The organism is Dyella sp. A6, assembly GCF_036320485.1.
In the GTDB taxonomy this organism is placed as follows: Bacteria; Pseudomonadota; Gammaproteobacteria; order Xanthomonadales; family Rhodanobacteraceae; genus Rhodanobacter_A; species Rhodanobacter_A aluminiiresistens.
Genome location: NZ_CP132911.1, coordinates 1,798,938 through 1,813,520, shown reverse-complemented (window position 1 = coordinate 1,813,520; position 14,583 = coordinate 1,798,938). Strand labels below are relative to the sequence as shown.

Below are 14,583 nucleotides of genomic sequence, written 5' to 3'. Positions count from 1 at the left end.
CGATGACGATCGACGTCGCCATTCGTCGTACCCTGGCTGACCCGCAACGGCCCTTTTCGCTGGACATATGCTTTCGGTCCGAGCGCTCGCGAATCGTTCTCTACGGGCCGTCCGGTGCAGGCAAGAGCCTCACCTTACGCGCAATCGCCGGGCTGGTCACGCCGGAACAAGGCCATATCGTCGTGCATGGGCAGACCTGGTATGACGCTAAGCAACACGTTTGTCTGCCGCCACAGGCTCGCAAGGTAGGTTATTTGTTCCAGAACTATGCGCTGTTTCCGCACCTGACCGTAGCGCAGAACGTGGCATTCGGGCTGGGCTCGGGTTGCCGCAATCCATCCCGGCGGAAGCTTCCCGAGATGGCGCAACGCTGGGTCGAGGCACTGGAGCTGGATGGTTTGGTTAATCGCTACCCCGCGCAGCTTTCCGGTGGTCAGCAGCAGCGTGTGGCACTGGCTCGGGCACTCGCGCCGGAACCGCGCCTGCTGCTGCTGGACGAACCGTTCGCCGCATTGGACCCGCCACTGCGTGCCCGCTTGCGCGAAGAGCTGCTGGCGCTTCAATCGCAACTGGAGCTGCAGATGCTGATGATCACGCATGATCCGGACGATGTGGAAGCACTGGCTGAACATGTGCTGGAAATCCGCGACGGCCGCATTCATGCAGACTCGGCGGCACCCTGCGCACCAGCATGAGCGCCTCAGTCGGTGGTGCCCAGGATGACGCTCGACGCCTTGATGATCGCGACTACCGGCTGCCCCTTTTGCAGGCCGAGTGTATCGGCGCTGTCCTCGGTGACAATCGCGACGACCACACCGCCTCCGGCCAGCTCGATGCCCACCTCCGCATTCACCGCGCCGTGCTGCACGACGATCACCGTGCCGGCGAGCTGGTTACGCGCAGAGAGTTTCATCGCCGTGCCCGCTGCGGCCACTAGCACCGATGAAGCCTTGATCAAGGCGATTGCCGCGCGCCCGGGAGCAAGCCCCAGGTGGCGTGTGCTCTCGCAGGTGATGCTGGCGACGATGCGCTGACCGCCTGACAAGTCGAGTTCGATCGTGTCATTCACGGTGCCGTGGTGCACCGCCACGACTCTACCGGAGAGATGATTGCGCGCACTGGTCTTGAGCATGAATCGCCTCAACAGTTGAAGATCCTGCATGGACGCCTCGCCCATGGTGCCGAGCTGACTTAGGAAGCGCTGATGTTCGGCATCGACTGCACGGAACACGTCCACCAATCGCCGCCCACGCGCCGTGAGCTGCGTTCCACCGCCATGCTTGCCGCCTGCGGCGCGGATCACCAGCGGCTCGTCGGAGAGGTTGTTCATCGCGTCAATCGCGTCCCACGCGCCCTTGTAGCTCATGCCCACGGCACGCGCGGCGGCACTGATGCTGCCGGTCTCGCTGATGCTGGCAAGCAGTTCGATGCGATCCAGTCCGCCCAGAAGCCGCTGGCCGGCGTGCAGCGACAGTGTGCCCTTGAGTTCAAACACCAGCGCAACGGCTCGATGTGGCCAGGCGCGACCTGATCGAATCTGGCGAGTACTGCCTGCACCGCTGCGTCTTCACGCCGTCAGGCCTCACGGGAGGCCTTGAGACGGCGTGCGCTGTCGCGGACGTCGATATCGAACAGCAGCGTCAAGGGCACAGCTTCAGCGGAACCAGCAAGCTCGAAACGCAGGCCCTCGCGGCTCGGCAGGCGGCTGGCCAGCTCGCGCACCGCATCGCCGGGAAGCACGATCTGCCAGGCCTCGGGCTGTCCGGACACGGCTGCAACGTCAGACGTTCCGAGGGCAAGTTCACACTGCAGTGCAAATGCATTCGCGAACTGCGTACGCACGGTCACCGGCGCGCTAGCCAGCAGTTGGGCAAGTTCGTCTTCATCGATGCGCACCCGCAGGTGCTGCTTCTCGATCTGCAATTTCACGGAGCACTCCCTGGCGAATGAACGCCGATTTGAAGCGGTGATGACAATTCCAGACTGGCAATCTCGACCATACTGCCGACAGCGCAGTCGCCCGCATCTTCGCCCAGCACGACCCAGACATCGGCGGCCACGAAAGGCTGGATGCGAAAGGGTTGCTGCTGCTGATTCACGTACGCCTGCAAACGGCCGCCATCATCGATCTGCAGGTTCGCGCGCAGGAAATGGCGGAATCCGGCCTTCGGACTTTGTGCCGTAGCCAGCGCTGCATGTAGCACTGGCTCGCGCCCCTGCCCGGTCATCGCACGCAACATTGGCGCAGCGAAGAAACGGGCGCCCGCCGCCACCGCCATGGGAGTACCCGGCAAAGCCAGAATCATCGGCCCATCGGGCACGCGAGCTGCCAGCAGCGGTTTTCCGGGACGCATCGCTACCTTGTGGCACAGCAATGCGGCGCCGAATCGACGCAGCGCATCGGGCACGAAATCGTAGCGCCCCATCGACACCGCGCCGGTGCTGACGACCAGGTCGGCGCCGGCCGAAACCGCGCGCTGCAGTGCCTGCACGTAGGTAATGGCGGTGTCGTCCACCGTTTCGCAGGAAAACACGTCGGCGCCGGCGCGCCCTAGCGCCGCGACCAGATAGGGTCCATTCGAACTGTAGATTTGCCCATCACCCAGCGGCTGCGACGGGTCGGCCTGCAACTCCTTTCCGGTGCAGATGAGCGCGACGCGCGGGCGGCGAATCACCTCGACACGAGCCACGCCGAGCGCCGACAACATCATGATCTGCGGCGCCCCGATGCATTCACCAGCCGCCAGCACGCGGGCACCGAGCGCCATGTCCGTACCGGCATAACGGATATTCTGCCCTGCACTTACTTCACCGCACAGGCGAATGCGGCCAGGCTTGCCATCGGGCAGTGCCTCGATCAATTCGGTCCGCTCCACCGGCACAACCGTATCCAGCCCGCTGGGAATCCGCGCCCCGGTCATGATCTCCCAGGCGCAACCGTCAGCGGCGCTACCTGCATCGCCGGCCGCCTGCGAACCGCACACACGGTGTTCGGAACCCTCTGCAAGGGGTATGGACGCATGCAGCGCGTAACCGTCCATCGCTGCATGGTCGAACGAGGGCAGTGCGAGCGGGCTGATGACCGGCTCGGCCAGCACACGGCCGCATGCGTCGGCCACGGCGCACGGGTGCGATGGCAACACCGTCAGCGATGCGAGTATTCGATCAATGGCTGCATGATAGGCAATCATTGCCATGCACCTGTTGTGGACAAGGCGACCATCAGGTTTCAGCCGCCGTCACCAAGGCCGACAGTCCACCGGCCAGTGAATACGCATCGACGCCACGCTTGCGCAGAAGCCGCGCTGCATGATTGCTGCGCTTGCCGCTGACGCACACCAGCAGCACCCGCTCCCCAGCGACCCCGAGCTCAGCGTCCGCCAGCACGGCGGTAGGCACGTTGCGTGAATCCACGGACAATGGCCGCGAGGCAACCTCCTCTGCATCGCGCACGTCGATGATCGTGTAGCCGGCGGCCATGGCGTCACACAGACGATCAAACCGGCGTTCGACATCCTGATCGCCAAACGCGGACTCGAGCGCCTGACGAGCCACCTCCACGCAACCGCCATGTAGTGCGCAGCCAGCGGCCGCATCGATCGGCAAGCGCTGGCTGCTGCCGTCAAGTAGGTTGATCAGTTGCAGCGCGTGATCATCGGCGCGCGGCAAGTCCAGAAGCAGCTTCAGCGCCTCCATCGCCTGCATGGTGCCCAGTACACCCGGCACTGGACCGAGCACACCCGATTCAACACAACTGCCCGCCAACCCGGGTGCGGGCTGCACCGGCCACAGGCAGCGCAAACACGGTTCGCCCGGGATCGCGCTGACAACCTGCAGCTGGCCCTCGTATTGATAGACACTGGCCAGGATCAGGGGTGTGCCAGTGAGTACTGCGGCATCGTTGGCGAGATAGCGGCTGGCCAGATCGTCTGTGCATTCGACCACCAGGTCATAGTGCGCAAAAACGTCCACGATATTGCCGGCATGCAGCGGCTCGGCGTGGGTTTCCACCGTGATGGTGGGGTTCAGCGCGGCGATCCGGCGAGCCGCGAGATCCACCTTGCGCTGACCTACGTCGCGCGCGTCGAACATCACCTGGCGATGCAGGTTGCTGGCGTCGAGCACGTCGCCGTCGACGATACCCAACGTACCAACGCCCGAGCCGGCAAGATAGCTGAGCACCGGACAACCGAGTCCACCTGCGCCGATTACCAGCACCCGCGCCGCGGCGAGTTTCGCCTGTCCGACGTCGCCGACATCGCGCAGACGCGTCTGTCGCGAGTAGTCGGGCGCGAAAACCGGCGGCGCGCTGTGGTCATGGCCATGCTCATACTCATGGGCCGACACCTGAGCTGCATGATGATGCCGGTGCGGTGGTTCCATCTCGTGCGCACGCTCGGTATGCGAGCAAGCGACCCAAGCGGTGTCACCTTCGAGATAGTGCTCCTTCTTCCAGATCGGCAGGCGGTGCTTGATCTCGTCGATGATGTAGCGGCAGGCACGGAAGGCTTCGTCGCGATGCGCGGCGGAGGCGCCGATCCACACCGCGACGTCGCCGATCTTCAGGTCGCCCACGCGATGTAGGCAGTGCGCGGCCAGCACCCCGTAGCGTTCCATCGCCTCGGCCACGATACGCTCGCCTTCGGCGAGCGCCAGCTCGGTATATGCCTCGTACTCTAGGCCACTGACTTCACGCCCTTCGTTGTTGTTGCGCACCCAGCCCTCGAACGAGCAGAAGCCGCCACTGCCGGAGTGCATGAGATCCCCGCGCAGTTGCGCGAGATCGACAGAGTCGGCAGTAATGGTGAAGCGGTTCATCCGCCGGCTACCGGTGGAATGAAGACGACCGTGTCGCCTTCGACCAGCGTGCGCTTCCAGTCGCTGAACTGCGCGTTTACCGCCACCTTCAACGCGTCGAGCGGCAGCGAAAATTCATGGCGGTTGCACAGCTCGTCGTACAGCTCGCGCAGGTTGCATGCGTTGGTGCTGAACTGTTCGGAGCTAGTTCCGGCCTGTTCGCGCAGCTGCGCGTAGTACTGCAGGGTGACCTGGGTCATGACTGCGACTCCAACTGACGTTGCATCTGTTCGAATTCCTCGGGAGTGTTGATGTTGTCCAGAGCATCGCCCGCGGCAGGTAGCAGTGCGATATTCGCCTGGATTAGCGCCTTGCGCGGGCAGAAACTCCCGGCCTGGTAGCGCTGCTTGAGCATGGCATGGCTGGAGGGCTCCCACAGCGCGCAAAGCGGCTCGGGCAAGCCATCGAAACGGCTGGTGAATGCGGTGGCGTCCTTCGACGGATCGCGTGCGGCGATCAGCGTGCGCAGGGTCGCCTCGTCCAGCAGCGGCAGGTCGCAGGCAATCACCAGCCAGGCGGCCTTGGGCCAGGCGTCCTGTGCCGAAAGGATGCCGGCGGCGGGACCGATCGCGTCGTAGCTGTCCACCAGCTGCGGCAGGCCGGCGCGCAGCGGATCATCACGCTGGCTCTCGCGCATCGAGACAAAGGCACGCTCTGTGACCGCGCTCAGCAATCGCCACGCACGCAGCAACTGCGGCTTACCGGCGTAACTCAGTTGCGCCTTGTCGCGCCGCATGCGACGGCTGGCACCACCGGAAAGCAGCAGGCCGTAGATCGGCGAGGCACTCATGCCTGCACCTGTGCGGTGTAGTCGAGATCGCTCTTGCCGCCGGTCTTGGTCAGCAGCCGCACCTCGCTGATCACGATGTCGTGCGACATCGCCTTGCACATGTCGTAGATGGTGAGTGCGGCGACACTGGCACCGGTGAGCGCTTCCATCTCCACCCCGGTACGCCCTTGGCAGGATACGGTACAGGTGATCAGTGCGGTGTCGCCCGGCATGCTGATATCGATGTCGCACTTGTCCAGCACCAGTGGATGGCACAGCGGGATCAGCTGTGAAGTGGCCTTGGCGCCCATGACGCCGGCGATATGCGCCACCGTGAACACTCCGCCCTTGGGCGTCACATAACCCGCACCATGAAGTTGCGCAGCGACGTCGGCGGGAAACGTCACCCGTGCCTGCGCCTGCGCGGTGCGCCGGGTGGCGGCCTTGCTGCCGACGTCGACCATCTGCGGCAGATCAGAGTCGTCGAGGTGGCTCAGTTTGTTCGATACGGTCGTCATGAGTGGTTCTGGAATTCCGTTGTGCGGCGATCAGCCGCCGATGTAATGCATCTCGATCTTCTGTCGTGATTGCTGGCGACGTTGCGCGCGTTCCTCGCTATAGCGATCGCCGCGGCGAAGCCAGACCTGACGCAATATCTCGCGCAAGGCATGATTGCCGCTGCCATCGCGCAGCACCGTGCGCAGATCGGTGCCCTGAACCGCGAAGAGGCAGGTGTAGAGCATGCCTTCCGAAGACAGCCTTGCGCGTGAACAGTTGCCACAGAACGGTTCGCTGACCGACGAAATCACGCCGATTTCGCCCTGCCTGTCGCGGAAGCGGAAACGCGTGGCAACCTCGCCTCCGTATCGAGGCGGCAGCGCCTCCAGTGGCCAGCGCGCATCGATGGCGGCAATCAACTCGCGCGAAGGCACCACCGCCTCGCGATTCCAGTCATTGCGGTTGCCGACATCCATGTACTCGATCAGGCGCGGAATGATGCTGGTGCCGCGGAAGCGTTGCACCAGCTCGATCACGGTGTGTTCGTTGAGCCCACGCTGCACCACGGCATTGAGCTTGATGCCCTGCGGAAAGCCGGCAGCCTGCGCCGCCTCGATGCCATCAAGCACATTCTCAAGCGCGCCACGGCCGCCACTCATACGGTGGAACAGGGCCGGGTCGAGCGTGTCTAGGCTCACCGTGACACGATCCAAGCCCGCCTCGCGCAATGCCCGCGCATGACGTCGCAGCAGCACGCCATTTGTGGTCATGGCCAGATCGTCGATGCCGTCGATTTTCCGCAGGCGAGCGACCAGCTCGTGCAGACGGGGACGCAGCAGCGGTTCCCCGCCGGTCAGGCGCAACTTGCTCACGCCGAGCTGCGCCGCGATACGGCACAGCCTCTCGATCTCGTCGAAGCTGAGTCGCTGCTCGTTGCCGAGGAATTTGAAATGTTCTCCGTAAACCGATTCCGGCATGCAATACGGACAACGGAAATTGCAGCGGTCCATGACCGAAATCCGCAGATCGTGCAGCGGACGTCCATGCCGATCCAGCGGCGGCGTGGCCAGACCATGGTTCCTGGTGATAGCAGTCGGTTCGGTCATGTCACCAACCATGGAAAACAACGGCGGTGCCAGCGCAGGCGGCTATCTCGGCAGGTGGCAGTTCGACCACGCCGTGGGTCTTCGGTAGCGAGGAAAAATCGCCCGACGTGGGTGACGGTACCGGCTGTGCCAAGGCACGGCCGGTGGCATCATGATGCAGATACACCGGCACAAAGCAAGTCAGGCTCGGATGCGTGATGGCTGCCGCAGCCAGCGCAACCCGCATCGGCTCCGACGCAGTCAGGCCGACGGCCTGTTCCAGCGCGGGCAACAGGTAGCGCACCGCACATACCAAGGCAGATAAGGGGTTGCCGGGCAAGGCAAAGACTACCTGCTGCTGCGGCCCAATGCCAAACCAGAGCGGTTTGCCCGGCCGTTGCGCCACGCGATGCAGCACTTCCCTCACCCCGAGCGAACGCAGCGCCTCGGGCACGTAGTCGCGCTGTCCCATCGATACGCCACCGGAAAGTACCAGCACCTGGCGCGTCGCAAGCAGATCGGCGAGCTTCTGTTTCGTCGCCGCCAGATCATCGGGCACGTGGGTCAACACCACGTCATTGAAACCGCGTGCCGCCAGCGCAGTCGCCAGGGCGCGATCGTTGGAACGACGGACCTGGCCTGGGGCCAGCGACTGATCGACATTTGCCAGCTCGTCGCCAGTGGCAATGATCGCCACCGAGGGCAGCTTGGCCACTTCCACCTCGGCCACACCGTTAGCGGCAAGCACGGCCATCTCCGGCGCGCGGATGCGTACGCCCGGCACCAGCAGCTGCGCACCCTCGTGGCAATCGGAACTCTGAGGGTGAACGAATTGGCGACGCGTCGGCAGGCAGTCCTCGACCAGAGCGAACCGATCACCCTCGCGCCGTATCTGCTCAACCGGAATGACGCAATCGCAACCCACCGGCAAGGTCGCACCGGTGGTCACCTCGATGCAGCCATCGGGAGCACGCAACACCTGGCCGCACATCCCAGCCAGCTGTATGCCCTCGCGTCGAAACGACCTGATTGCGCCATCGCCCAGGATAATGGCGATGCCATCCATCATGACCCGATCAAACGGCGGTTGATCGCGTTCAGCTCGCACGCCCTGTCGCAACACCCGGCCCATGACCGCATCCAGCGGTAAACGCTCACTGCCGAAAGAAGGCATCTGCGTGCGGATACGCTGCTCCGCGTCGGTAACGCTGAGGAGATCACTCATGACGCATTCAATGGCCCGTGGCTGAAGGTTGTGCCGCATATCGCTCGAAATGATGGTCCTGAGTTTTGCTTTTGACAACCACGCCAGCCCGATGCACGACATCCATGACACCGGGCCTTCTGAGGCAATCGATCCACGTCTCGGCGCAGCGCCGTTTCCCGCTCAGGCGCTTCGCACGAATGGCCTGACATGGATCAAGGCGGGCGGCGCCGGAGCGTGTAAAGATTCGTGCAAGCGGGGGCTCACGTCCCGCCGACCGACTCGTTTGGCCGAGGGCATCCGGGCACTCGTGCATGGTCTGAAAAGATGAGCTCGCTCCGCGGAGCCGGCGCTCGTCACGCCCAGCACATTGCATTGCTTGCTCGACTCGTTCGTGACGCATTCAAGGAGAGCTGTTCGATATCACAGCCGGGACAGGCGAACGCTCGTGCACCCATCGAAGGTCGCGATCATCGCGTCACCCGATCACTTGTCGCTGCTCCGCACCCAGCCTGCTGGCGCAGTCTTCTCCACGACCGGAACGGATGGACGAAGACCCGGGTTGGGCCCGACAGAGGGCTTTCGCATGATCTGCGGGCTCGCCCGGCTTCGTTCACACCAGGCATTTCTTGAACTCCGCTGGCAGGCACGCCCCGCAGAGCACCATGGATACACAGAACAATGGCGACAAACCCTTCCCGCGAGCATTGGCTGACTCCTCCATTCGATTCCAACATGGATTTCCCCGAGTACGTGCAGCTGGGTGCCGATGATCATGAGGTGGCCAATTTCTGTCGAACCTGTGCCTTCGCCAATGTCTGTCGGGTAGTGGGATACGGAAACTCGGAACTCAGCACCCTGCATTGCCTCGTCGAACACGTGGGACCGTTTCGCGCGGGCGAGTTCGTGTTCCGCGACGGCCATCCGTTTCGGGCGATCTTTGCAGTACGCGCCGGCACGGTGAAGACCTTCATGGTCGACCACGATGGACGCGAGCACGTGCTTGGCTTCCACCTTCCGGGCGAAGTGATCGGCCTCAACGCGATTTATGCCGATCGCTTCCCGTGCAATGCGGTGGCACTGGAAGAAGCCAGACTCTGCCGACTCTCGTTCCCTGCCATGAGTGCACTGGCATCGCAGAGGCCTGCGGTGCAGAAACACCTGTTCCAGATGCTCAGCAAGGAAATTGGCGCGGTCAGTCTGCTGGCCGGCGATCACCGTTCCGACGAGCGAGTGGCCGCCTTCCTCACGGATCTCAGTGAGAGATACGCTGCGCGAGGACGTTCCTCGCAAAGTTTCCATTTCAGTATGTCGCGCACCGACATTGCCAATTATCTCCGCCTCGCCTCCGAGACCGTAAGCCGCGTACTGACCCGCTTTCGCAGCGCCGGGCTCATTGACATCGATGGACGTGAGCTGACTATCCTAGACGCGAACCGGTTGCGCGGGATCGGACAGGGTTTGTTGCCGAACTGAGCTCACCGCAGCAAGACCAGCCTCGCGAACACATGCGGACCTTCCATTTCGCCTCAAGCGGCAAATCGGCACCGACCTGACCCACATCAACTTCGTCGATCGAACGCGCGTTCGTGCCCAATGTTCCTGCATAACACGGCCGGCAGCTCCCGATTGGGATTGCTTGTCCCGAATCATGCTATTCGACGCGCCACCTACGCTGAGATGGCCGTGATGAACGATGTGTGCCGCATCACCGGCAACGGTGTTGTCTGGGTGGCGAACCATCGCGATGTTTCGAAGGTGACGCTGGACGATGGCGAGACCATGTGCACGGCGCCGGTGGTTGCCACCGCTAGCCGCTTTTCCAGTCTTGCCGCGGGAGGCAGGCATCCCGGCAAGCATGCATGACTTCGGCAAGGTCATGCTGGTCTGCCGAATGCCAAATGACGCATGAGAAACCGCATGAACAGGTCGATTGGAAATGGTTCGATTATGGCCAGACGCTGGCGCTGCTGAACTACTGACTGTCACCATCCGGAGTATCTCGCCCGGCACGAGGGCGGGTCGCATCGATCCGCCCTCCGTAACGCTGATCCGGCAAGGCACGTGATGCATCCACGGCCCCGTGACGCCGCGACGATCTCGCCACGGCGAGGCCGCCGAACAGGCTCGCGATACCTGCCGCGACAATTTGCCCACTCCTGTTCCGGGAAACGCTGATCCAGATCAGCCGGTTTGCGCCGCGTTTGCTTAGCATTCGGCGCGTTCACTTTCCGAAAACAGGAATGTCATGAGTAAAAATACTCTTATTGCCGGTCCCCAGGATCGCACCAGCAAGGTCCTGATCTGGGTCTTGCTGTTCGCCGTTGTCGGCTGCTGGCTCGGCATGGCTGCGGCCACCCGCAGCACGTACCAGCAGGCAGCGCCCCTACCCCAGCAGATGGTTTCGAACAGCGGCTCTGCCGTGATGAGCTACGCCGATATCGTTGATGGAAAGTCCGGTTTCCAGAAAGCCGATCTGATGGACTACGGCAGCCTGTACGGCATGGGCTCCGCCTTCGGCGAGGACTATACCGCCGAGTACCTCGTCCAGCTGGCCCGGGAGATACAGAACGATCTGGCGCAGGCACGTTACGGCAAGCCGTTCGCTGCACTTGATGCCGATCAGCAATTCGGCATCACAAGCAGGATGCGCAAGGAGCTGCACGGTATCGACCTGAGTCAGTCTCGCGTCGTACTGCCGGACGCGGTCGCCAAGGCGATTGAAACACTGCGTCCGCGCATTGCCTCGTCACTGCTCACCAATGACTTCAGTAAGGGCTATACGGGCGCACACGCACTGGATCCTACCAGCGCCACCCAGACCGCAAACTTCCTGATCTATTCGTCCTTGACCACGGTGGCGCATCGCCCCGGAAAGGACTATTCGTGGACCAGCAATTGGCCGTCCGAACCGCTGGTTGGCAACGCACCCACCAAGGCGACGTTCGTCTGGACATGGGCTTCGTTCACCATGGTGTTCTTCGCGATCGGTGCGGTGCTGGTGGTCTTCCGCCTGTGGATCGAACCGAAGGCAGTCAACGAAACTTTCGAGCCGGTGCTGAACAAGTTCATGACACCGACACCGAGCCAGAAGGCGCTGTGGAAATACTTCCTGGTGGTCGCCGGCGTGCTGCTGATACAGATTCTCGCCGGCTCGATCATGGCGCACTACTACACCGACCGGGTCAGCTTCTACGGCATCGATGTGGGCAAATGGCTTCCGTTTGCCTTTCTGCGCAACGTGCATCTGCAGGCACCGATCATCTGGATCGGCGTGAGCTGGATCGGCGCGGGCCTGTTTCTGGCCCCGCTGATCGGTGGTCGCGAGCCGGCGGGACAAAAGCTGCTGGTCAACCTGATCTTCTGGGTGCTGGTGACAATCGTGGCCGGCGCGCTGATCGGAGACTATCTGGGCCTGATGGGTCTGATCGACAAGAACTGGTTCTGGTTCGGCAATCAGGGGCTGTCATACTTGGAGCTGGGTCGCTTCTGGCAGATCGCCTTCTTCATCGGCCTGGCCGTGTGGTGCTTGGTCCTGCTTCGCGCGTTCTGGCCAACTCTGAAGTCGCTGTTCAAACAGGGTGGCGGCTCGCTGTACGGACTCTTCCGGATCGAACATCTGCTGTGGATCAGCACGCTGACGGTGACGCTGTTCTACGTGTTTGGCATGATTCCGCTGGCCTCGCCCAACCCATCCTTCTCAATCACCGACTTCTGGCGCTGGTGGGTAGTGCACCTGTGGGTAGAGCTGGCGTTCGAGCTGTTCACCGCCGCGGTCACCGGCTACTTCCTGATGGCACTGGGTCTGGTCTCGCGACAGATGGTCGAGCGAGCCGTCATCTTCGAATGGATACTGATCTTCATCGGTGGCGTGCTGGGTACCGGCCATCACCTGTACTGGGCGGGTGAGCCGGGCCTGTGGGTCGGCGTGGGCAGCATGTTCTCCTTCATCGAAGTACTTCCGCTGGTACTGTTGGTGCTGGAGGCGATCGACCAACAACTGCATATCCGCGGGAAAAAGAACTTCCCGTACAGTCTCGCCTACCTCTACATCCTGGGTGCGGCATTCTGGAACTTCGTCGGTGCCGGCGTATTCGGTGGCGGCACCCTGAACGCGCCGCTGGTCAACTACTACGAGCACGGTACCTTCCTCACCCTCAACCATGCACACACCTCGATGTTCGGCGCCTTCGGCCTGCTGGCGATCGGCCTGCTGTACATGGTGCTGCGCTATCTCAATGGCGACCGCCCGTGGAGCGATCGCTCCGGCGTGTGGGCGTTCTGGCTCTACAACATCGGCATGGTGATGTGGATCGTGCTGAACTTCTATCCGATCGGATGGCCGCAACTGGAAGCGGTATACACCCATGGCTATGCCTATGCGCGAAGCCTGCAGTTCTACAACACCACGACGTTCTGGCAATGGATGCGCATGCCTGGCGACATCGTGTTTGCCGCTGGCGCCCTGCTGATGGCATGGGATTTCATCGCCAAGCTTTGGGCACAGCGAACCAGTTCGCCGAAAACGGTCTCCACCGGCCGGAGTGGTCAGCGGTAATTCCACGGCAACACCCGGCAAACTGGAAAGGGGCTCGCATCGGCTAGCCCCTTTTCTTTTCCTCCGGAGCCGAATCGGTAGTTATGCGGTGATGTGTTGTCGTGCGTGGCAGGTTGTCGCGTCCGGGAAATCTTTCCGACCGATCTGACGCCTGTCAGTGCGGTGACAGGCGAGCCGTCTGAAACTGCGCAGCCATCAACAACGGAGAACGAAATGGTACGGCTCGAGACTGGACTTCTCGCCTCAATCCTGGCCATTGTCATGGCCCTGCCCGCGCGGGCTGATATTCCGAGCGAACCCGACGCGACACCCGAGGCACCACTCCAGCTCACCTGGAATGCACGCCTTCGCAACGAGCAGATTGATGATGGGGCATTCGTCAACAAGGCCAATGCCACGACGTTGCGCCTGCGTTTGGGCATGCTGGCAACATTCGGCGGCGGCTGGAGCGGTTTGCTGGAAGGGGCTGGCGTGGCGAGTCCCGACAACCACTACAACAGCGGGACAAACGGTCAAACCTCCTACCCTCCCATTGCCGACCCGCGCGGCAGCGAATTAAATCAGGTGTGGCTACGTTGGAAGCACGGCCAGTTCACGGCCACGGTGGGGCGTCAGGCACTGGTGCTGGACAACAAGCGCTGGATTGACGACGGTAGTTGGCGCCAGTTCGCACAGACCTATGACGCCGTCGCACTGCAGTGGCGGCCATCCGACAACTGGGTCGTCCGCTACGACTGGCTCGATCGCGTTCATCGTGTCTTCGGCCCGGATGCGATCAATCCCCTGGCCAGCGAGCGCAAGCTGAATACCCATCTGCTCAACGTATCCTTCAGCCAGGGTGCCCAGACCTGGGTGGGCTACGCCTATCTTCATGAGGATAAGGACGTACCGACGGCATCGACGGCGACTTACGGTGTACGCTGGTTCGGCAGCGCGCTGCAGCAGGGTACGGGGCCGGGCTGGACTATCGAATACGCCAGGCAGTCAGGCTATGCCAACAATCCTTACAGCTATGACGTCAACTACTGGCTGATTGAACCCCGCTGGACGGTACAGGGCATCACGGTAAAGGCCGGGCAGGAGCAGCTGGGTGGCAATGGTGTGCATGCGCTGCAAACCCCGCTCGCCGCGTTGCACGCATTCAATGGCTGGGACGACCAGTTCGCCACCACGCCAGTCGGTGGTCTTCAAGACCGTTATTTCGCGATCACGGGAAAATTCACCCCATATGAAATCTCCAGGCAACTCACGTGGGTCACCGGGTATCACGATTATCATGCCGTCACCGGCGGCGAATACGGTAATGAAGGAGATGCCTCACTGGGCATGCCGCTGGCCGATGGCGTTCAGGCACTACTGACAGTCGCCAGTTACCACGCCGACGGATTTGGTCACGATGACACGCGGATCTGGCTCCAGATCGAATGGAACGGCGTGCGTCCGCTGTAGTGCTTCGACTCGCCCTGGGTCGGGTTGAGTGGTCTGCCGCAGCATTTGACCCACATCAGTGCATGACTTTGGCCACGCGTGCTTCAATCCAAGCATGCAGGACTCATCACCAGCCCGTCTGCCTGAACTTCCAACGGCGAATAGCCCGCAGGTACCTGACAAG

At 62.4% G+C, this 14,583-nt stretch carries 14 protein-coding genes; 5 read left to right on the top strand and 9 right to left on the bottom strand.

Annotation, left to right across the window (positions count from 1 at the left end; translation table 11 throughout):
• The first annotated feature begins 2 nt into the window (after positions 1 to 2).
• Positions 3 to 695 carry a sulfate/molybdate ABC transporter ATP-binding protein gene (locus RA164_RS07960; protein WP_329743406.1) on the top strand — a complete coding sequence of 231 codons (693 nt, stop codon included), beginning with the start codon at positions 3 to 5 and terminating at the stop codon, positions 693 to 695.
• Positions 696 to 700: 5 nt separating this feature from the next.
• Here RA164_RS07960 and RA164_RS07955 read toward each other — a convergent pair whose 3' ends face one another.
• The 9 genes from RA164_RS07955 to RA164_RS07910 form a co-directional block, all read right to left on the bottom strand.
• On the bottom strand, positions 701 to 1,495 hold the full coding sequence (locus RA164_RS07955; RefSeq protein WP_329743405.1) for a TOBE domain-containing protein: 795 nt from the start codon (positions 1,493 to 1,495) through the stop codon (positions 701 to 703).
• 80 nt (positions 1,496 to 1,575) lie between these two features.
• Positions 1,576 to 1,929 carry a hypothetical protein gene (locus tag RA164_RS07950; RefSeq protein WP_329743404.1) on the bottom strand — a complete coding sequence of 118 codons (354 nt, stop codon included), beginning with the start codon at positions 1,927 to 1,929 and terminating at the stop codon, positions 1,576 to 1,578.
• Entirely contained in the window at positions 1,926 to 3,191 is a 1,266-nt protein-coding gene (locus RA164_RS07945; RefSeq protein ID WP_329743403.1) for a molybdopterin molybdotransferase MoeA, read from the bottom strand. The genes RA164_RS07950 and RA164_RS07945 overlap by 4 nt, the downstream gene beginning before the upstream one ends.
• 31 nt (positions 3,192 to 3,222) lie before the next feature.
• Entirely contained in the window at positions 3,223 to 4,818 is a 1,596-nt protein-coding gene (locus tag RA164_RS16585) for a ThiF family adenylyltransferase (RefSeq protein WP_412731079.1), read from the bottom strand.
• Entirely contained in the window at positions 4,815 to 5,057 is a 243-nt protein-coding gene (locus RA164_RS07930) for a MoaD/ThiS family protein (protein ID WP_329743402.1), read from the bottom strand. The genes RA164_RS16585 and RA164_RS07930 overlap by 4 nt, the downstream gene beginning before the upstream one ends.
• Positions 5,054 to 5,647, bottom strand: a complete 594-nt coding sequence (locus RA164_RS07925; protein ID WP_329743401.1) for an NTP transferase domain-containing protein — start codon at positions 5,645 to 5,647, stop codon at positions 5,054 to 5,056. Before RA164_RS07925 ends, RA164_RS07930 begins: the two co-directional genes overlap by 4 nt.
• Complete coding sequence (gene moaC, locus RA164_RS07920; protein WP_329743400.1) at positions 5,644 to 6,144, bottom strand: cyclic pyranopterin monophosphate synthase MoaC; 501 nt, start codon at positions 6,142 to 6,144, stop codon at positions 5,644 to 5,646. The genes RA164_RS07925 and moaC overlap by 4 nt, the downstream gene beginning before the upstream one ends.
• Positions 6,145 to 6,174: 30 nt before the next feature.
• Positions 6,175 to 7,230: a GTP 3',8-cyclase MoaA gene (gene moaA / locus RA164_RS07915; RefSeq protein ID WP_329743399.1), complete on the bottom strand. Its 1,056-nt coding sequence runs from the start codon at positions 7,228 to 7,230 to the stop codon at positions 6,175 to 6,177.
• 1 nt (position 7,231) lies between these two features.
• Entirely contained in the window at positions 7,232 to 8,536 is a 1,305-nt protein-coding gene (locus tag RA164_RS07910; RefSeq protein WP_329743398.1) for a molybdopterin molybdotransferase MoeA, read from the bottom strand.
• Between the two features lie 612 nt (positions 8,537 to 9,148).
• On the opposite strand from RA164_RS07910, the gene RA164_RS07905 reads away from it, so the two are divergent.
• The 4 genes from RA164_RS07905 to RA164_RS07890 all read left to right on the top strand — a co-directional run bounded on the left by RA164_RS07905 (position 9,149) and on the right by RA164_RS07890 (position 14,420).
• Positions 9,149 to 9,889, top strand: coding sequence for a helix-turn-helix domain-containing protein (locus tag RA164_RS07905; protein WP_329743397.1), 741 nt, complete (start codon positions 9,149 to 9,151; stop codon positions 9,887 to 9,889).
• A 120-nt stretch (positions 9,890 to 10,009) separates the two neighbouring features.
• Positions 10,010 to 10,279, top strand: coding sequence for a hypothetical protein (locus RA164_RS07900; RefSeq protein WP_329743396.1), 270 nt, complete (start codon positions 10,010 to 10,012; stop codon positions 10,277 to 10,279).
• A gap of 382 nt (positions 10,280 to 10,661) precedes the next feature.
• Positions 10,662 to 12,971 carry a nitric-oxide reductase large subunit gene (locus tag RA164_RS07895; RefSeq protein WP_329743395.1) on the top strand — a complete coding sequence of 770 codons (2,310 nt, stop codon included), beginning with the start codon at positions 10,662 to 10,664 and terminating at the stop codon, positions 12,969 to 12,971.
• 213 nt (positions 12,972 to 13,184) lie between these two features.
• Complete coding sequence (locus tag RA164_RS07890; protein WP_329743394.1) at positions 13,185 to 14,420, top strand: alginate export family protein; 1,236 nt, start codon at positions 13,185 to 13,187, stop codon at positions 14,418 to 14,420.
• Positions 14,421 to 14,583: the final 163 nt, after the last annotated feature.